This is a genomic window from Burkholderia sp. FERM BP-3421 (genome assembly GCF_028657905.1).
Classification (GTDB): domain Bacteria; phylum Pseudomonadota; class Gammaproteobacteria; order Burkholderiales; family Burkholderiaceae; genus Burkholderia.
Genome location: NZ_CP117781.1, coordinates 1,521,503 through 1,545,114, shown reverse-complemented (window position 1 = coordinate 1,545,114; position 23,612 = coordinate 1,521,503). Strand labels below are relative to the sequence as shown.

At 69.7% G+C, this 23,612-nt stretch carries 22 protein-coding genes; 14 read left to right on the top strand and 8 right to left on the bottom strand.

The genetic code is table 11. The annotated features are described in order from the left end of the window. The first annotated feature begins 5 nt into the window (after positions 1-5). From Bsp3421_RS09820 to Bsp3421_RS09805, 4 genes are read left to right on the top strand one after another with little or no spacing between them, the layout of a single operon-like run. Positions 6-740 carry a methyl-accepting chemotaxis protein gene (locus tag Bsp3421_RS09820; RefSeq protein ID WP_273995723.1) on the top strand — a complete coding sequence of 245 codons (735 nt, stop codon included), beginning with the start codon at positions 6-8 and terminating at the stop codon, positions 738-740. Beyond that, positions 737-1,270 carry a hypothetical protein gene (locus Bsp3421_RS09815; RefSeq protein WP_273995721.1) on the top strand — a complete coding sequence of 178 codons (534 nt, stop codon included), beginning with the start codon at positions 737-739 and terminating at the stop codon, positions 1,268-1,270. The genes Bsp3421_RS09820 and Bsp3421_RS09815 overlap by 4 nt, the downstream gene beginning before the upstream one ends. 26 nt (positions 1,271-1,296) lie before the next feature. Continuing rightward, positions 1,297-2,256, top strand: coding sequence for a chemotaxis protein CheX (locus Bsp3421_RS09810; protein ID WP_273995719.1), 960 nt, complete (start codon positions 1,297-1,299; stop codon positions 2,254-2,256). Between the two features lie 28 nt (positions 2,257-2,284). Then, positions 2,285-2,650: a response regulator gene (locus tag Bsp3421_RS09805; protein WP_252983612.1), complete on the top strand. Its 366-nt coding sequence runs from the start codon at positions 2,285-2,287 to the stop codon at positions 2,648-2,650. A gap of 21 nt (positions 2,651-2,671) precedes the next feature. Here the strand turns inward: Bsp3421_RS09805 and Bsp3421_RS09800 are convergent, their stop codons facing one another. Together Bsp3421_RS09800 and Bsp3421_RS09795 are read right to left on the bottom strand one after the other, a co-directional pair. Then, a complete protein-coding gene (locus tag Bsp3421_RS09800; protein WP_273995717.1) occupies positions 2,672-3,784 on the bottom strand; it encodes a potassium channel family protein in 1,113 nt (370 codons plus the stop codon). A gap of 111 nt (positions 3,785-3,895) precedes the next feature. Next, the gene (locus Bsp3421_RS09795; protein WP_273995715.1) at positions 3,896-5,224 is read right to left on the bottom strand and encodes an NAD(P)/FAD-dependent oxidoreductase; all 1,329 of its coding nucleotides are present in this window, start codon (positions 5,222-5,224) and stop codon (positions 3,896-3,898) included. A gap of 197 nt (positions 5,225-5,421) precedes the next feature. Here Bsp3421_RS09795 and Bsp3421_RS09790 point away from each other — a divergent pair, with 197 nt between their 5' ends. The 3 genes from Bsp3421_RS09790 to Bsp3421_RS09780 all read left to right on the top strand — a co-directional run bounded on the left by Bsp3421_RS09790 (position 5,422) and on the right by Bsp3421_RS09780 (position 9,005). Next, on the top strand, positions 5,422-6,036 hold the full coding sequence (locus Bsp3421_RS09790; RefSeq protein WP_273995713.1) for a hypothetical protein: 615 nt from the start codon (positions 5,422-5,424) through the stop codon (positions 6,034-6,036). Positions 6,037-6,422: 386 nt separating this feature from the next. Further along, complete coding sequence (locus Bsp3421_RS09785) at positions 6,423-7,277, top strand: helix-turn-helix domain-containing protein (protein WP_273995712.1); 855 nt, start codon at positions 6,423-6,425, stop codon at positions 7,275-7,277. 69 nt (positions 7,278-7,346) lie between these two features. Then, complete coding sequence (locus Bsp3421_RS09780; RefSeq protein ID WP_273995710.1) at positions 7,347-9,005, top strand: ATP-binding domain-containing protein; 1,659 nt, start codon at positions 7,347-7,349, stop codon at positions 9,003-9,005. Positions 9,006-9,021: 16 nt separating this feature from the next. On the opposite strand, the gene Bsp3421_RS09775 is transcribed toward Bsp3421_RS09780, so the two are convergent. Continuing rightward, positions 9,022-10,575, bottom strand: coding sequence for a methyl-accepting chemotaxis protein (locus Bsp3421_RS09775; protein ID WP_273995708.1), 1,554 nt, complete (start codon positions 10,573-10,575; stop codon positions 9,022-9,024). A 285-nt stretch (positions 10,576-10,860) separates the two neighbouring features. On the opposite strand from Bsp3421_RS09775, the gene Bsp3421_RS09770 reads away from it, so the two are divergent. Then, a complete protein-coding gene (locus Bsp3421_RS09770; protein ID WP_273995706.1) occupies positions 10,861-11,706 on the top strand; it encodes a MerR family transcriptional regulator in 846 nt (281 codons plus the stop codon). Positions 11,707-11,830: 124 nt separating this feature from the next. Next, entirely contained in the window at positions 11,831-12,808 is a 978-nt protein-coding gene (locus Bsp3421_RS09765; RefSeq protein ID WP_273995705.1) for a sulfonate ABC transporter substrate-binding protein, read from the top strand. 261 nt (positions 12,809-13,069) lie between these two features. On the opposite strand, the gene speB is transcribed toward Bsp3421_RS09765, so the two are convergent. From speB to Bsp3421_RS09745, 4 genes are all read right to left on the bottom strand, one after another. Then, entirely contained in the window at positions 13,070-14,032 is a 963-nt protein-coding gene (gene speB / locus Bsp3421_RS09760) for an agmatinase (protein ID WP_273995703.1), read from the bottom strand. 370 nt (positions 14,033-14,402) lie between these two features. Then, positions 14,403-15,131 (bottom strand): glutathione S-transferase, encoded by a 729-nt coding sequence (locus tag Bsp3421_RS09755; RefSeq protein ID WP_273998338.1) that lies wholly within the window; start codon positions 15,129-15,131, stop codon positions 14,403-14,405. A 232-nt stretch (positions 15,132-15,363) separates the two neighbouring features. Next, complete coding sequence (locus tag Bsp3421_RS09750; protein WP_273995702.1) at positions 15,364-16,041, bottom strand: semialdehyde dehydrogenase; 678 nt, start codon at positions 16,039-16,041, stop codon at positions 15,364-15,366. Positions 16,042-16,161: 120 nt separating this feature from the next. Further along, entirely contained in the window at positions 16,162-16,809 is a 648-nt protein-coding gene (locus Bsp3421_RS09745) for a glutathione S-transferase family protein (protein ID WP_273995701.1), read from the bottom strand. 207 nt (positions 16,810-17,016) lie between these two features. On the opposite strand from Bsp3421_RS09745, the gene Bsp3421_RS09740 reads away from it, so the two are divergent. Further along, entirely contained in the window at positions 17,017-17,676 is a 660-nt protein-coding gene (locus Bsp3421_RS09740; protein WP_273995700.1) for a lysoplasmalogenase, read from the top strand. Positions 17,677-17,746: 70 nt separating this feature from the next. Here the strand turns inward: Bsp3421_RS09740 and Bsp3421_RS09735 are convergent, their stop codons facing one another. Then, entirely contained in the window at positions 17,747-18,712 is a 966-nt protein-coding gene (locus tag Bsp3421_RS09735; RefSeq protein WP_273995699.1) for a LysR family transcriptional regulator, read from the bottom strand. A gap of 522 nt (positions 18,713-19,234) precedes the next feature. On the opposite strand from Bsp3421_RS09735, the gene Bsp3421_RS09730 reads away from it, so the two are divergent. Genes Bsp3421_RS09730 through Bsp3421_RS09715 form a run of 4 tightly spaced genes read left to right on the top strand, consistent with a single transcriptional unit; the run spans position 19,235 to position 23,547 of the window. Continuing rightward, positions 19,235-20,803 carry a flavin-containing monooxygenase gene (locus Bsp3421_RS09730; RefSeq protein WP_273995698.1) on the top strand — a complete coding sequence of 523 codons (1,569 nt, stop codon included), beginning with the start codon at positions 19,235-19,237 and terminating at the stop codon, positions 20,801-20,803. A 27-nt stretch (positions 20,804-20,830) separates the two neighbouring features. After that, positions 20,831-21,769: an SDR family NAD(P)-dependent oxidoreductase gene (locus Bsp3421_RS09725; RefSeq protein WP_273995697.1), complete on the top strand. Its 939-nt coding sequence runs from the start codon at positions 20,831-20,833 to the stop codon at positions 21,767-21,769. Next, on the top strand, positions 21,766-22,653 hold the full coding sequence (locus Bsp3421_RS09720; RefSeq protein WP_273995696.1) for a metal-dependent hydrolase: 888 nt from the start codon (positions 21,766-21,768) through the stop codon (positions 22,651-22,653). Before Bsp3421_RS09725 ends, Bsp3421_RS09720 begins: the two co-directional genes overlap by 4 nt. A gap of 6 nt (positions 22,654-22,659) precedes the next feature. Then, positions 22,660-23,547, top strand: a complete 888-nt coding sequence (locus Bsp3421_RS09715; protein WP_273995695.1) for an alpha/beta fold hydrolase — start codon at positions 22,660-22,662, stop codon at positions 23,545-23,547. Positions 23,548-23,612: the final 65 nt, after the last annotated feature.

Sequence of the window (23,612 nt, the reverse complement as noted above, 5' to 3'; positions counted from 1 at the left end):
ACGACTTGGTGGAATGGTATGGAGCAGCCGCCGTCGCGGGCGGTGTGCTGACAGCATTGGCGGCGGCCTTGATCGCCCGTCTCGGGCGGGCGCGGCGCGCGCGCGAACAGGCGACGCGCGCCGCCGAACACGACACCGCGCTCGCCGTCGCGCAAACGCGCTTCGACGACGCGCAGGCCGGATTCGCCGCGACCCGCGCCGACCTGGAAGCGCAACTCGACGCACTGCGCGACGCCCTCGCCCGGCAGACCGGCGAAGCCGACGCGCGGCGCGCGGCGCACGAGGCGGCGCGCGAAATTCACGCCGACTGGCAGCGGCAGGCCAACCGCATCGCGGACGAGGCGACCCGCCTCAAGGGCCTCGCGGCGACCTTCGAGCGCTGGCACGAACAGATGATCTCGCTGATGGCGCAGAACCGCGACATGCACGTGAAGAACCACGAGCTGTCGTCGATCGTGAGCCACGTGCTGATCGTCTCGCTCAATGCGTCGATCGAAGCGGCGCGCGCGGGCGCGGCCGGGCGCGGCTTCTCGATCGTCGCGGGCGAGGTGCGCACGCTCGCGACGCGTTCTCAGGAACTGTCGAAAAGCTATCGCGACAGCCTGCATCGCAACGACCTGATCACCGCCGCGACCTTCCAGGACATCCAGGCGGGCGGCAAGATGATCACCGCCTCGCTCGGCAGCGTCGAGACGCTCGCGCAGCAGTTCCAGGCGCAACTCGACCAGGGGGCCGCGTGATCAGCGCGCGCGCCGTCGACAGTCTCGACCGGTTGTTCCGCGACGCGGCGCGCACGCGCCTCGTCGCGCGCGACGGCGACCCGTGCGAGGTCGCCCCGCTCACCGCGCGCGACGCCGCGCCGGCCGGCGACGACGTGGTGGTGCTGACGATCTCGTCGATCGGTTTCCGGCTGCTGCTCGCGCTGCAATTCGCCGACGACGCGCCGACCCGCGCGTACTACGTCGAGCGCGCCGACGGCGCGCTGCGCGAAACCTTCATGGAAGTCGCGAACCTGTGCTGCGGCGCGATCAACCAGGCGCTCGTCACCTGCTTCCCGGACCTCGGGATGTCGACCCCGTACCTGCTGAACCGCCGCAGCATGCGCCACTTCGACGAGCTGCGGCCGGTTCATCTCGCCTCGTACACGGTGACGCCGGGCCCCGGCGTGCGGCTCGGCGCGACGCTGTGCGTCTGCGCGCACGCCCCGCTCGATTTCCACGTCGAGCTGGCCGAGGCCGCGAACGGCGGCGGCGAGCTGGAACTCTTCTGACCCGCGCCCCGCGCGAAGGAATCACGATGAACATGAACAAGCCGGTCTGCAAGGTGCTGGTGCTCGACGACCATCCGGCCCACGCGGACGCGATCAAGCACTTCTGCGACGCGCACAACCTGATCGGGCTCAAGGTGCGCAAGAGCCGCCTGATGTCGGTGCTGCGCTCGAACATCGATCTCGGCGCGATCCTGCTCGGCGAATCCTACGGCGGCTCGCTCGCCGAATGCGCCGCGATCGCGACGCGCATCGACGCGCTGCGCCCCGAGCTGCCGATCATCCTGCGCCGCGATGCCGACACCGGCCCCGACGGCCTGCCCGACGCGCTGCGCCAGGTGATCTGCGCGACCTATGTCGCCCACGACATGGCGGCGCTGCGCACGGTGGTCGACGAATACATCTTCAGCCTCGACTATCCGAACGCGCTGGTGCGCGGCATCACCGAGATCACCGAGGCGCGGCTCGGCGGGTTGTTCAAGGATCTGACGATCAGCTGGGACACGCCGTGCATCGTGCGCGATCGCATCATCTTCGGCGAAGTATTCAGCCTGATGGCGCTCGAAAGCGCCTGGTGCCGCGGCTACATGCTGATGCAGACCGAGGAGGCGCCGCTGCTCGACCTGCTGTCCGCGCGGCCCGGCCGGCGCGGCGACGCCGATTTCCGTGACCTGAACGGCCTGCTCGGCGAGCTGACCAACCTGGTCTGGGGCGCGTTCAAGGACCGCTACCTGCACGATGCGCGCCCCGAGCCGGCGGACGCGGTGCAGGTGCCGCTGCTCGTCAATCACAAGCACCGCTACATCTCGTTCGGCACGGACAACCCGCAGCTGTGCTTCAAGTACCGGCTCACCGACGACGCCACCGGGCGCGCGGTGCAGCTCGACCAGCGCTTCATCTTCAGCCTGCGCTGGTTGCCCGAGGCGTTCGACGCGAACGACGGCGCGGTGGACGCGCTCGTCGACGCGGGCGAACTGGAATTGTTTTGATCAACACGAGAAACACGAGGAACACGACATGGCCAAGATTCTGGTGGTGGATGATTCGAGCACGGTGCGCGACGAAGTCGCGGGCTTCCTGAAGAAGAACGGACTGGACGTCGACACGGCGGTGGACGGCAAGGACGGCCTGGCGAAGCTGAAATTGCAGTCGGGCATCCGGCTCGTGATCAGCGACGTCAACATGCCGAACATGGACGGCCTGACGATGGTCGAGAAGATTCGCGGCGAACTCGGCAATCAGGCCGTCAACGTGATCATGCTGACCACCGAAAGCAGCCCGGCGATGAAGGAGCGCGGCAAGGCGGCCGGCGTGAAGGGCTGGATCGTCAAGCCCTTCAAGGGCGAGGCCGTGCTCGAGACGTTCCGCAAGCTGGCCGGCTGACGCCCCGCCCCTGCCGACGCGTCACTGGCGCGCCTTGTCCAGTTCGTCCGGGGCGTAGATCCGCGCGGACTGGATCACCACCAGCGTGTCGCCCGGCTCGATGCGGCAAGGCGGATCCTCGTAGAACGACACGATCCGGCCGTCCCGTTCGAGGCCGATCACGATCGCGCCCTTGAGCGCGTTCGACATGCAGCCGACCTCGTGGCTCGCCGCGGGCCGCTCGACCAGCGTCGCGCGGCCGCGCGTGGACAGCATGTCGTTGACGAACGGCACGATGTAGCGGCTCGCCACCGCGTCGGCGAGCAGCAGCGCGCCGATCTTGGTCGACGACACGATCACGTCCGCGCCGGCCTGGCGCAACTGCCGCTGATACTTGTTCTCCTGGATCCGCACCACGATCTTCGTGTCCGGCGCGATGCTGCGCACCGACAGCGTGAGCAGGATCGCGGTGGGATCGTCGGTGACCGAGATGATCACGGCCTTCGCGGTGCGCACCTGCGCCTGCTGCAGCAGATCCTCCTGCGCGGGATCGCCGCACAGCCCCGTGACGCCGAGCGCGGACGCGGCTTCGAGCGCCTGCTCCTGCGCGTCGATCACGATCAGCGTGGCCGGATCGACGCCGCTTTCGAGCAGCTCGCGCACCGCGATCGAGCCGCTGAGCCCGTAGCCGCAGACGACGATGTGATCGGACAGGTGCTTTTGCAGGCGTTTCATGCGGAAGTCCTCGATGACGCGTTGGATCACGAACTGATAAGCCGTGCCGAGAAAGATGAACCAGATGCCGATGCGGATCGGCACGATGAAGAACGCGTCGATCAGCCGCGCGCGCGCGGTGATCGGCACGATGTCGCCGTAGCCGACGGTCGCGACCGTGACCATCGTGAAGTACACGAGGTCGGCGATGGTCATCGGCGTGCTCTTGGTCGAATCGCGCAAGCCGTCGCGATCGAGGTAGAGCACGAGGAACGCGAGCACGCACAGGCCGATGACGAACCCGATCCGGAACAGCAGCGTGCGCAGCGGCGACGCGACCGGCCGGGTGAACAACGTCCGCTCGCGCGGCGCCTGCCAGGCGTTGCTGGCGCGCCGCAGCCGGAAGCGCAGCAGTTTGCGGTGATCGGAAGGCAAGCCCAACGAAATTCTCCAGAATGACGGCTCCGCGATTTTACGCTGCGGCGCAGGGCCCGGCGGAAGGGGATGATGCGGGCGTCCGTTGCACGGATGCCCGCCGCACGAAACCGCCGCCTACAGCATGCTGCGCGGGCGCTGCATCGTGCCGTCGACGAAGCGCGCGGCGCGGAACGCGCCCAGGTCGAGCGAGGGCGCACCGCCGTCGACCCACTCCGCGAGCAGGCGGCCCACGATCGGCCCCATCGCGAAGCCATGCCCGCAGAACCCGGTGGCGATCGCGAGCCCGCGCGGCGCGGCGGGCGCGTCGATCACCGGGATGCCGTCCGGCAGCACGTCGATCAGGCCGGCCCAGGCCTCGACCACCTGCGCGTCGCGCAGCGCCGGAAAGATCGCCTTCAGCTTCGCGAGCGCGCGCGGCGCGTGCGCGGGATTCGGCTGCGGCGCCGGATCGCGCGGCGCGAGCGCATCGCGGCCGCCGCCGAGGCGCGCGCGCAGGTCGCGCCAGGCCGCGCCGTTCAGGTGGAAACGGAACTTGTCGCGCTGCGCCCACAGTTCCGGCCAGAACAGGCTGAGCCCGCGCAGGTGGCCGAGCGTCATGTCGACATCGACCTGCATGTCGTCGGCGAGATTGATCGCGCCGTCGGCACGCTGCCGGATGCCGAGCCCGTGGCCCCTCAGCGTGGCCGCCGACACCGGCGGCAGCGCGTTGGTGCGCATGCAGGTGCCGCGCACCGCCTGCTGCGGCAGGCGGATGCCGACGCCGTCGAGCAGGCGGAAACTGGTCGCGCCCGCCGCGCAGATCACGCGCGCCGCGCGGATCGTGCCACGCTCGGTCGCGACGCCCGTGATCGCGCCGCCCGCCGTTTCCAGCGCGAGCGCGCCGCAGCCTTCGAGGAACTGCGCGCCGCGCTCGGCCGCGCGCGCGGCGAACGCGCCCGCGACCCGGCGCGGCTCCGCCTGGCCGTCGCTCGCGGTATAGAGCCCGCCCAGCACCGGCGCCGCGAGCCCCGTCACACGCTCGCCGACCTGGGCGGGCGTCAGCGCCCGCGTGTCGAGGTCATGGGCGCGGGCCACGTCGAGCCAGCCTTGAAACGACGCCCAATCCGTTTCGTTGTCCGCAAGATAGAGGCAGCCGCCCTGCCGCCATTCGAGATCGACGCCCAGTTCCTGTTCGAGCGTCTCCCAGAGCCGCATGCCGGCCATCATCAGCGGCACTTCGGCGGCCTCGCGGCCCTGCTGGCGCACAAAGCCCCACGCGCGGGTCGATTGCTGGCCGGCGATCCGCGACTTGTCGAGCACGACGGCGCTCAGGCCGCGCAAGCTCAGGTAGTACGCGGCGGCGCAGCCCATGATGCCCGCGCCGACGATCACGACGTCGGCGCGGGCGGGAAACGGCAGATCGGCGCGCGCGAGCGCGCCGTAGAGCGGATACGTGGTGGTCATGATCGGAGCGGCGCGGGCGCCGGGGCACGGGCGGCGGGTAAAAGCCCCATGCTCTCACGAGATGCGAGCGCCGATGGCGTCGATGTGCCGGACGGAACGCGCGCGGACCCGCGCCGGTCCACGCGTCGCGTCGCAGCCTCGCGATCCGGATTTGGGCGATGATAGCGACCGCCCCCTCCTCGTCGAATGAGCATCCGATGTCCGCCACCCTGCCGTTGAACCTGCCCGACATCGTCGCCCTGGGCCGCGACCAGCCCGCGACGGCGCCCCAGATCGCCCTGCTGACGCGACTCGCCGCGGCGCTGCGCGCGTCGCCGGATTGCCTCGGGCTGGTGCTCGTGGGCTCGTTCGCGAAGGGCGCCGCGGACCGCCTGTCGGATCTCGATCTCGTCGCGTTCTGCGGCGACGGCGCGGGCGGCGCGGTGCTCGACGTGTTCCGCGCCGCACTGGCCGACGCCGACGTGCTGATGCGCTTCGACGGCCGGCGCGGGCCGGACAGCCCGTACGAGGCGGTGATCCTCGGCGACCTCAGGTCCTGCGAATTCCATGTGATCGCGCCGGCGCAGCCGTTCGCGCTGAAACGCCCCTATGTCGAAGTGTTCAGCCGCGACGGCTGCGTGGCGGCGCGCGCGAGCGACGATCCCGCGCCGGGCCGCGCCGACACGCCCGTGTACCACGGCGGCGACCGCTGGCTCCCGTGGGAGCTGCTCGAATGCCTGAAGTGGCTGTCGCGCGGCGACGCCAACAACGCCAAGCGCCACCTGGTCAGGCTCGGCCGCGCGATCGAGGCGGCCGCGCCCGATGCACCCTGAGCCCTGAACCCGGTGCGCGCCGACCGTCCCGCAGCGGCGGCCCCGACGCCCGGAAGCGCCCTGTGAGATCCACCGCACGCAACTTTCCGTGCCCCCGGCGCATCCAACGACACGCGCCCACGGTGGCCGCGCCCGGCATCGCCGCAATCGCTCGCGGCGCGCCGTCGGCCCCCCGGTGCAATACGACGTCGCCACGATCTGAAGCAACATCAGGAAACACCTGTCACACATTCACGTACAGTAGTACGCAGAGCGAACTCCGTTTTGCGGTAAAGTTATCTCTTTCGCGCGTAGCCGGTCGGCTCGCCCCGATGGCATCCCACGATGTCGAACCCGGCGTCCGAGGCGCCACCTGAACGTCATTCGACTCGATCCGTCCCCGTAGCATGGCCAACGAAGCAATTACCACGGATTCCCTCGCGGTCGCCGAACGCGTGCGCGAGCTGATGAGCCGCAACGGCATCGGCAAGCGGCAGCAAACCACCGAACTGTGCCGGATCCTCGACCTGAGCTTTTCCCAGGGGCACCGCAAGCTGCGCGGCAGCAGCCCGTGGACGCTCGCGCAACTGAAGAAAGTCGCCGAAGCCTACGGCGAGCCGGCCGCCCAGCTGTTCGGCGCGCAGGCGCTCGACCCCGGCATGGTGGGCGCATGCGCGCAGGAAGCCACGCTGTATGCGGGCGTCGCCGAGATCCCGTGCACCGTCTGGGTCGGCGCGCCGCTCGAAGCGGGCGCGCGGCCCGAGTTCGTCGCCTATGAGCAGCAGGGCCGCTGGCGCGTGCTGCGCCATACCGGCGTGCTCTACCAGAACGCCTACGACGTCCACAAGATCGAGATCTACCCGCGCCGCGCCGAGAACGACCGGCTGCTGGTCGCGGTCGTCGACGCGAATCCCTCGGATGCCGAGGAAGTCTGCCGCTACCTCGACCAGCAGGGTTTCTCGACGGTCCATTTCGAGCAGCTGCCCGCCTTCATCGACGCGCTGCAGGGCCAGGCGTTCGACGCGGTGGTCAGCGAATGGCACTTCGACGGCTACACGGCGGCCGTCGCGATCAAGGCGGTGCGCGCGTCCGACAACCCGGGCGCGCCGGTGTTCGTGCTCACGGGCGACCTGCTGACAGGCCGCGCGAGCGAGGCGGACATCAGCGAGGTGATCCGCACCTTCGACGTCGTCTGCTACGAAAAGCCTGCCCGCCTGGCGCTGCTGAGCGCCGATCTCGCGAAGCGCCTCGCGCGCGCCTGACCCGCGCGCGGCGCGGTCCTGCGTACAATAGCCGGCGTTCCCATTCCGCCCGGCACGGCAAGGATCCGCATGGCCCGCATCATTCCCGACGACTGGAAAAGCCTCTCCGCGACCGGCGCCGCGGAGCGCGAGCGCGAGACGCTCGCGACGCTCGAACAGACGCTGCCCGACGGCTATACCGTCTACCACGGCGTGCACTGGACCCGCGCGGACCAGCAGTTCTCCGTGTTCGGCGAGGCCGACTTCGTGATCGTGAGCCCGGCGGGCCGCGTGCTCGTGATCGAGCAGAAGGCCGGATTCCTGCGCGAGACGCCGAAGGGGCTCGTCAAGGTCTACCTGCAGACCGAGCGCAATGTGTCGGTCCAGCTCGCGCGCACGCTGGAAAACCTCCAGCGACGCTTCACGGCCGCGTTCGGCGCGGGCACCTACGGCATCGAGGCGCTGCTGTACTGCCCGGACTACGCGGTCCGGCAGGCGGCGATCGCGGGCGTCGCGCCCGACCGGATCGTCGACGCCACGCGCCGCCACCAGCTCGCCGACATTATCCTGCAGGCGCTGCCGGCCGACGAGCCGCGCCTGTCGAGCGCCGCGAAGATCCATCATTTCCTCGCCGACGAACTGGCGCTGACGCCCGATACGAGCGCCCTGGTCGGTCAGGCCGGCACGCTCGTCACGCGGCTGTCCGGCGGCCTCGCGACCTGGGCGCGGCGGCTCGAATTCGCGCCGTTCCGGCTGCGCGTGATCGGCACGGCGGGTTCGGGCAAGACCCAGCTCGCGGTCCAGGTGATGCGCGACGCGGTCGCGGCGGGCCTGCGCGTGCTGTACGTCTGCTTCAACCGGCCGCTCGCCGACTACGTCGCGCGCATCGCGCCGCCCGGCGCGCGGATCGCGAACTACCACCAGCTGTGCGACTGGGTCGCGCGCGATGCCGGCCACGTGCCCGACTTCGACGCGCCCGATGCGTTCGCGCGCCTCGACGCGCAGTTCGCCGCCGCGCCGATTCCCGCGAAGTGGCGTTTCGACGTGCTGATCGTGGATGAAGGCCAGGACTTCCAGGCCCCATGGGCGGCCGCGCTGGAGCGCGTGCTCGAACTCGACGGCGCGTGGTGGTGGCTCGAGGATCCATTGCAGAACCTCTACATGCGCGAGCCGGTGCCCCTGCCCGGCTGGGTGACGATCCGCGAGCTGACCAACCACCGCAGCCCGCGCGACATCCTCGACTACGTGCGCGCCATGGTCGGACCGGTCGAGCCGCTGGCGGCGCAATTGCGGGCGGTCGGACCGTTCGACGGCTCGGAGATCGTGTTCAGCACCTATCCGGACGACGACGAGGAAGCGCAGGCGTGCATCGATGCGACCAAGCGCGCGGTCACCCACGCGCTGTCGCTCGGCTTCCGCAAGCAGGACATCGCGCTGCTGTCGTTCCGCGGCCGCGACGGCTCGGCGTTCACGCGGCTCGACCAGCTCGGCCCGCACCGCCTGAAGCACTTCACCGGGAAATACGATCTGTTCGGCAACCCCGAGTACCGGGAAGGCGACCTGCTGCTCGATTCCCTCTACCGCTTCAAGGGGCAGGCCGCGCCGTGCGTGATCCTGACCGAGGTCGATTTCGAGACGTTCGATGCGCGCGCGGCGCGCAAATTGTTCGTGGGCGCGACCCGCGCGACGATGAAGCTGATCGTGGTCGCGTCGCAGCGCGCGGCCGCCCGTATCGCGCCGGCCGCCTGACGGCCGGCGTTCGCCGTCAGGCGATCCGGAACGAACCGACCGCGCGGCGCAGCTCGTCCGCCTGCTCCTCGAGCGACGCGGCGGCGGCGGCCGCCTGCTCGACGAGCGCCGCGTTCTGTTGCGATACCTGATCCATCTGCGAGACCGCGAGGTTCACCTGCTCGATGCCGTCGCGCTGCTCGTTCGAGGCGGCGGTAATCTCCGTCATGATGCCGGTCACGCGCGCGATCGCGCGCTGGATTTCCTGCATCGTGTCGCCCGCCGAGCTGACGAGCCGCGACCCCGTCCCGACCCGCTCGACCGATTCGCCGATCAGCGTCTTGATCTCCTTGGCCGCCGTCGCCGAGCGCTGCGCCAGCGTGCGCACCTCGCCCGCGACCACCGCGAAGCCCCGGCCCTGCTCGCCCGCGCGCGCCGCCTCGACGGCCGCGTTCAAGGCGAGGATATTGGTCTGGAACGCAATCCCCTCGATCGTGCCGATGATGTCCGCGACGCGCTGCGAACTCTGGTCGATCTCGGTCATCGTGCCGATCACCTCGCCCACCACCATCGCGCCCCTGGTCGCGATATCGGTCGCGGTGTCCGCGCACTGCTGCGCCTCCCGCGCATTGTCCGCGTTCTGCTTCACGGTCGCCGTCAGCTGCTCCATGCTGGCCGCGGTCTCCTGGAGCGACGCGGCCTGCTCTTCGGTGCGCTGCGACAGGTCGGTGTTGCCCGCCGCGATCTGGCGGGTCGCGGTCGCGATCGATTCGGAACCGTTGGTGACCTGCCGCACCGTGTCGGACAGGCTGCGCTGCATGTTCGTCACGCCCTTCACCAGCTCCGCCATCTCGTCGCGCGAGCCCCAGCGCAGCTCCATCGTCAGGTCGCCCTCCGACAGCCGGCGGAAGTGGTTCAACAGCCGCACCACCGGCTGCGTGATCGCGTAATGCAGGCCGATCGCGCACCCCAGGCAGGCGGCCAGCCCGAACAGGATCGCGCCGCCCATGCCGAGGCACAGCCAGCGGTAGTACTGCTGCGCGGTATCGAACTCCGTCTTGCCGCGCGCGGACTGATACGCGTCAAGGGCGTCCGACGCCTTCGACAACGCGACCGACAGCGGCGGCACGACCGTCATCACCAGCCGGTCGGCATCGTCCCGGTGCCCTGCCTTCACCGCATCGATCATCGGCCGCAGGCCGTCGTCGATGAACGCGCGCCGCGCGGCGCCCGTCTGCGCGGCCAGCGTCTTCTCGTCGCCTTCGTGCGGCAGCGCGTCGTAGTCGCGCCAGGCGCGCTCCGAGGTCGCCAGGTAGCGTTCCGCCTTGTCGAGGGTATTGCCGACATCCGACGCCTCCGGATGCAGGATCGCGCGGTCGAGCGTGGTGCGGACGATCGCGAGGTTCAGGTTCGCGGAGGACAGCGCCGTCTTCGAGGCGAGCTGCTGCGTGTAGGCTTCTTCGAGCGCATCGTTCGAGGTCTGCATGCCGAACAGGCCGACGAGGCCGGTCAGCACCAGCAGAATGGCAACGAGGCCAAGCGTGGAGAAGATCCGCGTGCGGATAGAAAAACGGGAAAACAATGCATTCATGGCGAATCGGGCGCAGTAAGGGAAGTCGTTAGACGTCTCAGGCGTTTACGGTTGGCCTGCGAAAAACTTGAGACGCGCGCCGGGCAACCCCGGCCCGCGCGGCCCGTTCGCGCACGAAGCTTGATCCAGGTCAAGCACGCGGCGCCGGGCCAACGATAGCGGAGGCGGCCGGACGCCGCCGCGCCCCGGGTCGCGGCGGCCCCGGTCCTGCCCGCGCGGCGCCGGGAAGGCCCCGCGAGCGGCCCCGACGCGCACCGCGCGCGCGGCGCGCGCTAAAATCGACCCATGTCGAAATCCGCCAAGCCCACCCCGACCCGCGCGCCCGACGCGCCGAAGGTCAACGAGTACACCGTCGACGAACTCGCACGCGTGTCCGATACGACCGTGCGCAACGTGCGCGCGTACCAGGATCGCGGCCTGCTCGCGCCGCCGGAGAAACGCGGCCGCGTGGGCATCTACGACGACACCCACGTCGCCCGCCTCAAGGTCATCAATCACCTGCTGGCGCGCGGCTATACGCTGTCGAACATCCAGGACCTGATCAAGGCCATCGACGACGGCCACGACCTGCGCTCGATCCTCGGCCTGGAAAACGCGATCGGCGGCCGCTGGTCGCACGAGCGGCCGCAAACCTACTCGCTCGCGCAGCTGATCCAGATGTTCGGCCCGCAAACGCCCGCGTCGCTGTCGCGGGTGGCCGAACTCGGGCTGCTCGAACGGCGCGGGCTGTCGTTCGTCGCCAAAAGCCCCGCGATGCTCGAAGCCGCCGCCGCGATGACCCACGAGGGCATTCCCGCGCGCGAGCTGCTCGACGCGATGAGCATCGCCCGGCCGCACTTCGACGCGATCGCCCGCGCGCTCGTCGAACTGGTGGTGCGCCGTCTCGACCGCTACGACGCCGACACCCTGCCGCCCCCGACCGACGTGCCCGCGCTCGTCGACGCGATCTGGCGGCTGCGGCCGCTGTCCGCCGTGTTCGTCGAGGGCGAGATGAACCGCGCGCTGGAAGCCGCGTCGAGCGCCTACCTGGGCGGCCGGGTCGCGACCATCCTCGACAAGAAGCTCAGCGACCAGGCCGCGCGCGACGCCGGCGCGCCCCCGCCGCCCGCCCCGCCGCGCAAGAAACGTTAAGCGCGCGCCCGTCATATTCATATCGGCAATGCTTGGTTGGTGCGGGCCGCTGCCCGTGCGACGATTCATCGAACCGAGCGGCACCCGCCGCCCGCTTCGATGAACGTTTCAGGAGAATGCGCCGATGTTCCGCGTTGCCCGCTGGATTCCCCGTACCGTGGCCGCCGCCCTGGTCACGCTCGCCGCCGCCTCCGCCTTCGCGCAGGACAGCGACAAGGTGCTGCGCATCGGCTACCAGAAAGCGGGCCTGCTCTCGATCGTCAAGGCGCAAGGCGCGCTCGAAACCCGCCTGAAACCGCTCGGCTACACCGTCAAGTGGTTCGAATTCCCGGCCGGCCCGCAACTGCTCGAAGCACTGAACGCCAACAGCATCGATTTCGGCTATACCGGCGCACCGCCCCCCGTGTTCGCGCAGGCAGGCGGCGTGCGCTTCGTGTATGTCGGCGCGGAGCAGCCGTCACCGCACAGCGAGGCCGTGCTCGTGCGCGCCGATTCGCCGATCCGCGACGTCGCCGCGCTGAAAGGCAAGAAAGTCGCGCTGCAGAAGGGATCGAGCGCGAACTACCTGCTGCTCAAGGCGCTGCAGAAGGCCGGCTTGCGCTACGAAGACATCCGCCCGGTCTACCTGCCGCCCGCCGACGCGCGGGCCGCGTTCGAGAGCGGCGACGTCGACGCCTGGGCCGTGTGGGATCCGTATTACGCGGCCGCGCAGGCCACGCTGAAGGCGCGCACGCTCACCGACTACTCGGGCCTGCCGGGCGCGTACAACTTCTACGAGGCGACCCGCGATTTCGCGGAGCGCCACCCCGAGGTGATCGGCGCGGCGCTCCAGCAGGCGCGCGCCACCGGGCTGTGGGTGAACGCGCATCCGACCGAAGCCGCCGCGCTGCTCGCGCCGAAGGTCGGCCTGAGCCCCGCGCTCGTCGAGACCTGGGTGAAACGCACGCCGTTCGGCGCGGTGCCGATCGACGAGCGGATCATCGCGTCGCAGCAGGGCGTGGCCGATGCGTTCCTCGGCGTCAAGCTGATCCCGCAAAAGCTCACCGTCGGCAACCACGCGTGGACCCATCGCGACGTCGCGGCGGCGCTCGCCGCGAAGTAAGCCGCGAAGTAAGCCGCGAAGTAAGCCGCGAAGTAAGCCGCGAAGTAAGCCGCGAAGTAAGCCGCGAAGTAAGCCGCGAAGTAAGCCGCGAAGTAAGCCGCGAAGTAAGCCGCGAAGTAAGCCGCGAAGTAAGCCGCGAAGTAAGCCGCGAAGTAAGCCGCGAAGTAAGCCGCGAAGTAAGCCGCGAAGTAAGCCGCGAAGTAAGCCGCGAAGTAAGCCGCGGCCCCGCGCGCGATGCGCGCGGGGCCGCTCGGCGCGCCGTCAGCGCGCGCCGACCTTGCGCTGCCGCCACAGACACAGCAGGTCGCACGCGACATGCGCGGCGGCGATCGCCGTGATGTCGGCGTGATCGTAGGCGGGCGCGACCTCCACCACGTCCGCGCCGACCAGGTTCAGGCCGCCGAGCCCGCGCACGATCGCGAGCGCCTGCGCGGACGACAGGCCGCCCGCGACCGGCGTGCCGGTGCCGGGCGCGAACGCCGGATCGAGACAGTCGATGTCGAAGGTCAGGTACGCGGGCCGGTCGCCGACGATCGACCTGATCCGCTCCAGCGCCGCGCGCGGGCCATGCTCGTGCACCCACGGCGCATCGAGCAGGTTGAAGCCCATGAAGTCCTCGTTCCAGGTGCGGATCCCGATCTGCACCGAGGTGCGCGGATCGACGAGCCCGTCCTTCACCGCCTTGTAGAACATCGTGCCGTGATTGAGGCTGTCCGGTTCGTCGTCGGCCCAGGTGTCGCAATGCGCATCGAAATGGATCAGCGACAGCGGCTTGCCATAGCGCTCCGCGTGCGCGATCAGCAGCGGATAGGTGATGAAATGGTCACCGCCGAAGGTCAGCATCTTCGCGCCGCTCTCGAGGATCGTGCGCGCGTGCTCGACGATCGCGGGCTTGATCGTGAGCGGATTGTGCGCGTCGAACCAGCAGTCGCCATAGTCGATCACCGCGAGATCCTCGAACGGATCGAAGCCCCACGGGAACGGATCCAGTTCCGCGAGCTGCACGCTGGCCGCGCGCACCGCGGCCGGGCCGAGCCGCGCGCCGGAGCGATAGGTGGTGGCGAGATCCAGCGGCACGCCGGAAATCGCCACGTCGACGCCGGCAAGCTCGCGGCTGTAGGTGCGGCGCATGAACGACAGCACGCCGGCATAGGTGTTTTCGAATGCGGAACCTTGGAGGGACGACTGGCGGATCGCGCCGTCGGCGCGGATGTGTTCGGTCATCGTTGAACCTGTCTGACGAAGCCGGGGCGCGCGCGGGAATAGTGGGGACGCGCGACGCGCCGGCACGGATTCATTGGGAACGTGCGGCGCGGGTTGCGGCGATGCGCCGTCACGCTGGCTTGCGAATCCTGTAGCGCAGCCGGGTGGGAAGGAGATCCCGCAGCGATGATAGCAAGCGCGCGCGGACGCCGACATCCCGGGAACGCGCCAGCGGCGGACGCGTGCCTGCGCCGCGGCCTGTCAGGATTCGACGCGATGGGTCTGTGTTGACTTCCGGCTTCGTGCGGGAGAGCCGCGCAATGCGCGCCGCTCGCAGCCTGCCCGGCAGGCGAGCGAGGCGGGCGCGCGCCTGCCGCCTGTCCTGCACGCGCTATCGATCCAGTTCCGCGTAGTGCCTGAAGATTCCCTCTTGGTTGAACGGAATGCGACGCGCCGACGCCAGATAGCGCGCGATGGGCGGATGCGCCGCGACCCGGTCGTGCAATTCGATCAACCCGGCATGCTCCGGTTCGATGCGCGCCATCGCGTTCGGGAAGGCGTAGCGCAGCCCCTCGATCAGCTGGAACATCGACAGATCCACATAGCTCAAGCGCCGGCCGGCCAGGTAACCGCTCTCGTGCGGATTCCGGGCCAACACCGTGCTGAAATAGCCGAGGAACTTCGGCAGGCGATTCTCGATGAAATCCGCCGAGCGCGCGGCCGCTTCCGGCATCTGGTCTTCGTAGTAGAGATTGCCGGCGATCGGGTGATGCGTGTCGTGGATCTCGGCGACGAAGTCGGTCACGCTCAGTTGCAGCTGGTGCACCCACAGCCGCGCCGCCGCCTCGCGGGGCGCAAGACGATGCCGCGCGCCGAGGAACAGCAGGATGTTGGCGGTATGCCCGATGATCTGGTCGCCGGCCTTGAGAAACGGCGGCGCAAACGGCGGGCAGGCCAATGCGTCGTCGTCGAGCAGGCGCATCATCGCGGGCAGGCCCAGGCCCTTGCGCGCGGACTGGCGCGCGACGTCGACATAGTCGGCTTCGGTCGCTTCGAGCGCCAGCCGCACGAATTCGCCGCGGCCCTGGATGCCGGGCCAGTAATAAAGCGCGTAGTGCATCGTGTCCTCCCTTGCCCTGGATGAAGACTGCGCGGGATGGCCGGCCGGCTTCGCGTGGCGCGGGCAGGCCGCCGCTTGCTCCCGATGACGGGACAGTCTAGGCGCAACGGCCGTCGCGGTCATCCCGAGCCGACGCGCCGTCGCTCGCGGCCGACGCCGCGCGCGTCCCATGCGCATGGAACACGAGCGAATTCCGCCGACGCCCCGGCTGCCCTCGCGCTTCGCCGGCGCATCACGGCGGCGCGGCAGCCAGCCGATGAATGTCAGCGGGCGTCAGGATCGGTTGCGGCACGCCGTGCCGCACGGCGTTGAGCATGGCGTCGCCGACGACCTGCGTGGTCAGCACCTGCCCCGGCGCGATCCGGCGTATCACGCTCAGGATCGGCGCGAGCACGGCGTACGCCCACCGGTAAACCGCCGTGCGCGACCGGATGCCGTCCTCGGGGAGGATCGCGGCGGGCCGGAATATGGCGACCTGTCGAAACGGCAGCCGCTGCAGCGCGTTTTCGGTTTGCCCGCGGACGCGCGCCCACATGGTCCCGCCCTGCTCGCTGCTGTCCGCGCCCGCGCCGGACACATACACCAGGCTCATGCCGGGGCTGCGGGCAAGCAGTTGCCGCGCGACGTGGAGCGTGAGGTCGTAGGTCACCGCGCGATACGCGGCCTCCGGCATCCGGAACGACGACACGCCGACGCAGAAGAAGCAGGCGTCGACGTTCGCGAACGAGGCATCCGACGCCTCGAAGCGATCGAGATGCGGCGTGACGACGACCTTGAGCCGCGGATCCGCGTAACCGTCGGGCGCGCGCCGGCCGATCACGATGATTTCCGTCACGTCGCGGGCCCTCAGGCACGCGCGCAGCACGCCTTGGCCCACCATGCCGGTTGCACCGGTCAGGACGATGCGCATGAGGTGACCTCCGATGACCATACAGATACAGGCGCTGCTGCGCCGAATCAAGGCAAGCCGACCCGCGCTTTACCTCCGTCGAGCCCACGCGAGGCAAGCCGCCCCGCGGGAGGCCGCCCCCTAGTAATCCAACCGCCCGCGCAATTCCCCGAACGGCACCATCACATGCTCCCGGTACGCGGGCCGCGCGGCGAGGCGCGCGTACCACGCCTCCACGTGCGGCACATGCGGACGCCGGATGTCCAGCTCGAAATACCGGTACAGGTGCGTGCCCGCCGGAATGTCGGCGAGCGTCAGCCGCTCGCCGGCCAGGAACGGCTGCGCGGACAGCACCTGATCGAGCAGCTGGAAATACTGCGCGCACAGATCGACGCTGTGCTCGATGCGCACGGCGTCCCGCAGCGCGGGCGGCGTTCGGTAATAGCCCCAGAAAACGCCGGTCAGGAACGCCGGCTGCAGGCTGGTCTGGGTCCAGTCCATCCAGCGGTCCGCCAGGCTGCGCACTCGCGGGTCCTCGCTCCAGAAACCGGCCTCGCCGTGACGGGCGGCCAGATAGCGCAGGATCGCATGCGACTCCCAGACGGTCGTGCCGTCATCGTCGATGAGCGGCACCCGCCCGTGCGGATTCATCGCGAAGAAAGCGGCGGTATCGTTGAGGCCGAAATCGCCGCCGGCCGGCACATGGCGATGCGCGAGGCCGAGTTCGCCGATCAGCCACATGACTTTCTGCACGTTGAATGAATTGCGGCGTCCCCAGACCGTCAGCATCGCCTCTTCCTCGCATGTTCCGCGCCATCCACGCCGTCGCCCGCCGCGCGGACGCGCAGGCATCGACCCCGCGCCACAGCGCGCGGGCAAGCGCCGATTCTAGAAGGATTCGCCGGCCGCCGCGCGGCGCTTCTCCGCGATAATGCGCGATCGCGCCGTGCTGGGCCGCGCGCGTCGCTCCATAACAAACCGGAGACCCCATCGACCATGCCGCTTCTCCCGCCCGGCCGCGCGCGCGGCCTGTGGTACGCCGCGCTCGTCGCGGCGCTGTGCTACGGACTCTCGCTCGGCATCGCGCCCTACCCGGGCCAGCCGGCCGCGAAGGCGGCGATGGGCGTGCTACTGCTCGCCGCCGCGACGCGCCACGCCCCCGCCCGCGAACGCAACCGGCTCATGTTCGCGCTGGCCGCGGCCGTGCTCGGCGACGTGCTGCTCGCGCTGCCGCAATGGCCGCCGTCGTTCGTGGCCGGCCTCGGCGCGTTCCTGCTCGCCCATCTCGGCTATTGCGCGCTGTTCGCGCCGTGGCGCGCCGCGCCGCGCGGCTGGCGCGTGCTCGCGCTGATCGGCCTGTGGCTGTTCGCCGGCGCGCTCTACGCCGCGTTCCACCCGCACCTGCATGCGCTGGCGGCGCCGGTGTCCGTCTACATCCTCGTGCTCGGCGCGATGGCCAGCTTCGCGCTGTGCGCGCGCACGCCCGGGCTCCAGGTGGCGCTCGGCGGGCTCGTCTTCGCCGGCTCCGACGCGCTGATCGGCATCGACCGCTTTCTCGGCGCATTCGGCGGCAGCGCTTACGCGATCTGGTTCTGCTATGCGCTCGCGCAGCTGACGCTCGTCGCCGGGGTGTTGCGCCGCCGCGCGCCGCGCTGAGCGCGCGCGCGCCGGACAAGGCCGGCGCGACGCGCACCGCCCCGCGTCCCGGCAACGGCAATCCCGGCCCTCAAGCCGGCACCGCGTGACTGCCGTCGCGCCGCGCTCCGCCGCGCGGCCACGCGCTCTCCGCCTCGACCGCCGGAATCGACCCGAACAGTTCCGCGAGCCAATCGGCGAACACGCGCACCTTCATCGACAGATGACGGTTCTGCGGATACACGAGCGAAATCGGCTTCGGCTTCGGATTGAAACCGGTCAGCACCTCGCGCAGCCGCCCGTCGAGCAGATGCGGCAGCGCGAGCAGCAGCATCGGCTGGATCAGGCCGAAGCCCTCGATACCGCAGGTCAGGTACGCATCGCCGTCGTTGACCGTGACGACGCTGTCCATCTTCACCTCGACCATCCTGCCGTCGATCAGGAAGATCCAGGGCACCGGCCGCGTGGTGTGGCTCATCCGGAAGCGCACCGCCTGATGGCGGGCCAGGTCGGCGATCTCGCACGGCTCGCCGTGCCGGTCGAGATAGGCGGGCGACGCGCAGGTCACGCGCTTGAGCAGGCCGAGCCGCCGCGCGATCATCGACGAATCCTCGAGCGGCCCGACCCGGATCAGGCAGTCGAGCCCTTCCTCCACCGGATCGACGATGCGGTCCGACAGCCCGAGATCGAGGTCGATGTCCGGATAGCGCTGGTGAAAGGTCGAGAGCGCCGGGATCACGATCTGCCGCCCGATCGACCCGGGCATGTGCACCCGCAAGGCGCCGCTCGGCTTGCGGCTGCCGGCCTGGAAGCTCGCGTCCGTCTCCGAGATTTCCGCGATGATCTTCAGGCAGTGTTCGTAGTAGGCCGCGCCGTCGGGCGTGAGCGACAGCCGACGCGTCGTCCGGTTCAGGAGGCGCACGCCGAGCAGCGCCTCGAGGTTCTGGATGGTGGTCGTCACTGACGCGCGCGGCATCGTCAGCGCTTCGGCGGCGCGCGTGAAGCTGTTCGCATCCACCACGCGCGTGAAGACTTCCATGGCTTGCAGCCGGTCCATGCCTATCCTCCTTTGATTCGCCAACCGGACAGCATAGAGCCGCGCCGCCGTCCGGCACAAGCGACTTCACGATTGTTCGGCGGGACGCATCAATCGCGCGGGCCGCCTGCATGCGGGCCGCCGGGCGGGATCGGAACGGGACGGCGGCCGGGCGCGTCGTCCCACGAGCGCCGGCCGTTGCACGGCATCGAACCCGCGAAGCGCTTCCCCGCGCACATCCCGCGCTTCTCCGGACTTGGACGAAATCGGGATCTCCGTCTCGTCTCGTACGCCGGGATATCCGTAGGGCGGGTGTCCGTCGAGCCCGGCGCGTCAACGCCCGGGCAGTCCCGGCGGGCTCGCCGGCCCGCCCCGGATCCATCAAAAAAATTCCTTTCCGTTCAACATCTTGCGATTCCCCTCGTCTGTCACCGGCCGCGCCCTAGAGCCATCCATCTAGCCCCTTGCGGAATTCCTTGCCGCAGACTATCGTTACATCATTCAATGTCACATTAAAAAATGAGCAAAAACGGAGACACCTGGATGAATGCGCGCACCCCGCCGTTCGCCCCGCCCGGCGGCAACGGCCCCGAAGAATCCATCGACATCGCGATCATCGGCACCGGCTTCGCCGGCCTGGGGATGGCGATCCGGCTGCGTGAGCAAGGCGTCTCCGACTTCGTCGTGCTGGAGAAGGCCGGATCGGTCGGCGGCACCTGGCGCGACAACCATTACCCCGGCTGCGCGTGCGACGTGCAATCGCATGTCTACTCGTTCTCGTTCGCCCCGAATCCGCTGTGGACCCGGATGTTCGCGCCGCAGCCCGAGATCCGCGCGTACCTGGAACGCTGCGTCGAACGCTTCCACCTCGGCCCGTACCTGCGCTTCGGCCAGGAACTCGTCGGCGCGGCCTACGACGAAACCGCGCACCGTTGGCGGCTCACGTTCGCGAACGGCCGGCGGCTCAACGCGCGGGTGCTGATCTCCGGCATGGGCGGCCTGTCGCGCGCCGCGCTGCCCGCGATTCCCGGCATCGAGCAGTTCGAGGGCAAGGCGTTCCACTCGCAGCAGTGGGAGCACGACTATCCGCTCGACGGCAAGCGCGTCGCGGTGATCGGCACCGGCGCGAGCGCGATCCAGTTCGTTCCGCAGATCGCGCCGCGCGTGCGCTCGCTCGCGCTGTTCCAGCGCACCCCGCCGTGGATCATGCCGAAGCCCGATCGCAACGTGACGCGCGTCGAGCAATGGCTGTTCCGCGCGCTGCCGTTCACGCAGAAGCTGGTGCGCGGCGGCCTGTACTGGATGCTGGAATCGCGCGTGCTCGGCTTCGCGATCCATCCGGCGCTGATGAAGAACGTGCAGAAGCTCGCGCTCAAGCACATCCGCCGCCAGATCCCCGACCCGGCGCTGCGCGCGACCGTCACGCCCGACTACACGCTCGGCTGCAAGCGCGTGCTGATCTCGAACGACTACTACCCCGCGCTGACCCGCGCCAATGTCGACGTCGTGACGACCGGCATCGCGCGCATCGAGCCGAACGCCGTGGTCACCACCGACGGCGCGCGTCACGAGGTCGACTGCCTGATCTACGGCACCGGCTTCCAGGTCGCCGATCCGTTCCCGCGCGGCGTGATCCGCGGGCGCGGCGGCGTCGACATCGTCGACACCTGGCGCGACGGCGCGCACGCGTACCTCGGCACCACGCTGCCCGGCTACCCGAATTTCTTCATGATCGTCGGCCCGAACACGGGCCTCGGCCACAACTCGATGGTGTACATGATCGAGTCGCAGATCGAATACATCCTCGGCGCGCTCGACGCGATGCGCAACGAACGCGCCGACGCGATCGAGGTGCGTCCGCTCGTCGAGAACGCGTACAACACGCAGTTGCAGCAGAAGCTCAAGCGCGCGATCTGGTCGACGGGCGGCTGCAAAAGCTGGTATCTGGATCCGCGCACCGGCAAGAACACCACGCTGTGGCCCGGCTTCACGTGGCGCTTCCGGCAGGCGACCGCGCATTTCTCGATGGCGGACTACCATGCGTATGCCGCGCCCCGGCGCGATGCGCGCCCCGCCGCCGCGCCCGCCACGCGCCCGGCCGAAGCCGCCTGAGCCATCCGCAACGGAGGAGACGAAGACATGAAGGATTTCGCCGACAAGGTCGCGGCCATCACGGGTGCAGGCTCCGGCATGGGCCGCTCGCTCGCGCTGCAGCTCGCGCAGGCGCAGTGCCACGTGTCGCTCGCGGACCGCAACGCGGTCGGCCTCGCGGAAACGGAACGGATCGTGCGCGCGCTCGCGCCGTCGGTGCGCGTCACGACGCGCGTGCTCGATGTCGGCGACCGCGCCGCAATGCAGGCCTGGGCCGACGACACCGCGGCGGCGCACGGCCGCGTGAACCTGGTGTTCAACAACGCGGGCGTCGCGCTGTCGAGCACGATCGAGGGCATGGAATACGCGGACCTCGAATGGATCATGAACATCAACTTCTGGGGCGTCGTGCACGGCACCAAGGCGTTCCTGCCTTACCTGAAGGCGAGCGGCGACGGCCACATCGTCAACACCTCCAGCATCTTCGGGATCTTCGCGCAGCCGGGCATGAGCGCGTACAACGCGACCAAGTACGCGGTGCGCGGCTTCACCGAATCGCTGCGTCAGGAGCTGGACATGATGAAGTGCGGCGTGTCGGCGACCTGCGTGCATCCGGGCGGCATCAAGACCAACATCGCGCAGTCGAGCCGCATCTCGCAGAACATGCTCGGCTTCATGGTCGACAGCGAACAGCAGGGCAAGGACGACTTCGAGAAGTTCTTCATCACGACGGCCGACGAGGCGGCCCGCACGATCCTGCGCGGCGTGCGCCGGAATCAGCGCCGCGTGCTGATCGGGCGCGACGCGCACGGCGCCGACTGGCTCGCGCGCGTGCTGCCCGCCGCCTATCAGGTGCTGGTCGTGATGGCGACCCGTCGCGAACGCGCCAAGGCGCGCCGCCGCGCCGGCCATGCCCAACCGGCGCCCGCGCCGGCCACGGCGCGCACAAGCTATAACAACGCAGGCAAACAGGGAGAAACATCATGATGCCGGTACGACGCGACGTCAGATTCGCGCTGCCGCCCGAACGGGCGTCTGACTGGCACGTGAAAGGGGTGCCGGTCACGCATTTCATGAACGCGCTGTCGCTGCTGTTCCCGGCCGGGGAGCGCTTCTTCATGGACTCGGTACGCAACTACAAGGACCGCATCGACGATCCCGTGCTGAAGCAGCAGGTGCTCGGCTTCATCGGCCAGGAGGCGATGCACACGCGCGAGCACATCGAGTACAACGATCTGCTGCAGGCGGCCGGCCTGCCCGCACACCGGCTCGATGCGCGGCTGTGGGCGGTGCTCGGCTTCATGAAGAAAGTGCTGCCGCACGCGATGCAGCTCGCGGTCACGATCGCGCTCGAACACTACACGGCGATGCTCGCGAACCTCTTGCTGTCCGATCCCGCGCACCGGATCGACGGCTCGGTCGACGGCTACACGCAGATGTGGATGTGGCACGCGATGGAGGAAACCGAACACAAGGCGGTGTCGTTCGACGTGTGGAACACGGTCATGCGGCCGGGGCCCGGGCGCTATCTGCTGCGCACCGGCACGATGCTCGTGACCACGCTGATCTTCTGGGTCATCGTGTTCGACTTCCATGTGCGGCTGATGGCGTCGCATCGCCGCCGCCGCGGACGCTTCGGCGGGTTCGGCACGCTCGTCGCGTTCCTGTACGGCCCGCGCTACGGCGTATTCCCGGGCATCGCGCGCGAATGGCTCGGCTATTTCCGGCCGAACTTCCATCCGTGGGACTACGACAACCGCCGCTACCTGCAGATCGACCGCCTGCTCGCGAAGATCGACGAGACCAATGCGCGCTATGCCGCGCAGGCCGCGCCGCGCCGCGTGCCGCTGCATCCGGCGCCGCAGGCGTAACGCGCGATGGCCGCCGTGCGCGATACGCTGACCGTGGACGCCGGCGACGTGCGTCTCGCCGCCTACCTGAGCGGGCCGCGCGACGCGCCGCCCGTGATCCTGGTACACGGCTATCCCGATTCCGCGCGGGTGTGGGAACAGGTCCGCGCCGCGCTCGACACGCGCTACCGCGTGATCGCCTACGACGTGCGCGGCGCGGGCGCGTCCGGCGCGCCGCCGCGCCGCGACGGCTATGCGCTCGCGCGGCTCGCGGCCGACCTCGTCGCGGTGGCCGATGCGACCTGCGGCGCGCGCCCGTTCCATCTGGTCGGCCACGACTGGGGTTCGATCCAGTGCTGGGAGGCGGTCACCGAGCCCGCGCTGAAGGAGCGCATCGCGTCCTACACCTCGATCTCCGGCCCGTGCCTCGACCATGTGTTCCGCGCGCCCCTCGATCTGCGCCAATCGCTGAAGTCGTGGTACATCGCGTTCTTCCATCTGCCGCTCGTGCCGGAACTCGTGTGGCGGCTCGCCGGCGCCGCGCTGTGGCCGTGGTGGCTGCGCCGCACCGAGCGGCTGCGCGCGGAGCCCGACCCGCAGCAATTGCGCAACGCGCTGAACGGCCTCGCGCTGTATCGCGAGAACTTCATCCCGCGCGCGCGCCGGCCGCGCGAACGTTATGCGCGGGCGCCCGTGCAGATCCTCGCGCCGCGCTTCGATCGCTACGTGACGCCCGCGATGTCGGCCAACCTCGAACGCTGGCTCGGCCCGCACCGCCGCGAGCTGCTCGACGGCGCGCACTGGATCGTGCTGCGCGACGCCGCGCTGATCGCCGCGCGCATCGACCGGTTCGCCGCCGAACACGAAGCACCGGCGGCGACGGGGCCCGCTCCTGGGGCTCAGGCCAGCGCCTGAACGGCGCTGCTCGGCCGGGCCGCTCGCGAACCGCAGGCAACCGGGCGCCGGCGCCGGCCCCTCTC

Coding starts and splice junctions, on each gene's coding strand:
- Bsp3421_RS09810 (WP_273995719.1), top strand. CDS start 1,297: ATGAACATGAACAAGCCGGTCTGCAAGGTGCTGGTGCTCGACGACCAT.
- Bsp3421_RS09805 (WP_252983612.1), top strand. CDS start 2,285: ATGGCCAAGATTCTGGTGGTGGATGATTCGAGCACGGTGCGCGACGAA.
- Bsp3421_RS09795 (WP_273995715.1), bottom strand. CDS start 5,224: ATGACCACCACGTATCCGCTCTACGGCGCGCTCGCGCGCGCCGATCTG.
- Bsp3421_RS09790 (WP_273995713.1), top strand. CDS start 5,422: ATGTCCGCCACCCTGCCGTTGAACCTGCCCGACATCGTCGCCCTGGGC.
- Bsp3421_RS09785 (WP_273995712.1), top strand. CDS start 6,423: ATGGCCAACGAAGCAATTACCACGGATTCCCTCGCGGTCGCCGAACGC.
- Bsp3421_RS09780 (WP_273995710.1), top strand. CDS start 7,347: ATGGCCCGCATCATTCCCGACGACTGGAAAAGCCTCTCCGCGACCGGC.
- Bsp3421_RS09775 (WP_273995708.1), bottom strand. CDS start 10,575: ATGAATGCATTGTTTTCCCGTTTTTCTATCCGCACGCGGATCTTCTCC.
- Bsp3421_RS09770 (WP_273995706.1), top strand. CDS start 10,861: ATGTCGAAATCCGCCAAGCCCACCCCGACCCGCGCGCCCGACGCGCCG.
- Bsp3421_RS09765 (WP_273995705.1), top strand. CDS start 11,831: ATGTTCCGCGTTGCCCGCTGGATTCCCCGTACCGTGGCCGCCGCCCTG.
- speB (WP_273995703.1), bottom strand. CDS start 14,032: ATGACCGAACACATCCGCGCCGACGGCGCGATCCGCCAGTCGTCCCTC.
- Bsp3421_RS09755 (WP_273998338.1), bottom strand. CDS start 15,131: ATGCACTACGCGCTTTATTACTGGCCCGGCATCCAGGGCCGCGGCGAA.
- Bsp3421_RS09750 (WP_273995702.1), bottom strand. CDS start 16,041: ATGCGCATCGTCCTGACCGGTGCAACCGGCATGGTGGGCCAAGGCGTG.
- Bsp3421_RS09745 (WP_273995701.1), bottom strand. CDS start 16,809: ATGCTGACGGTCTGGGGACGCCGCAATTCATTCAACGTGCAGAAAGTC.
- Bsp3421_RS09740 (WP_273995700.1), top strand. CDS start 17,017: ATGCCGCTTCTCCCGCCCGGCCGCGCGCGCGGCCTGTGGTACGCCGCG.
- Bsp3421_RS09735 (WP_273995699.1), bottom strand. CDS start 18,712: ATGGACCGGCTGCAAGCCATGGAAGTCTTCACGCGCGTGGTGGATGCG.
- Bsp3421_RS09730 (WP_273995698.1), top strand. CDS start 19,235: ATGAATGCGCGCACCCCGCCGTTCGCCCCGCCCGGCGGCAACGGCCCC.
- Bsp3421_RS09725 (WP_273995697.1), top strand. CDS start 20,831: ATGAAGGATTTCGCCGACAAGGTCGCGGCCATCACGGGTGCAGGCTCC.
- Bsp3421_RS09720 (WP_273995696.1), top strand. CDS start 21,766: ATGATGCCGGTACGACGCGACGTCAGATTCGCGCTGCCGCCCGAACGG.
- Bsp3421_RS09715 (WP_273995695.1), top strand. CDS start 22,660: ATGGCCGCCGTGCGCGATACGCTGACCGTGGACGCCGGCGACGTGCGT.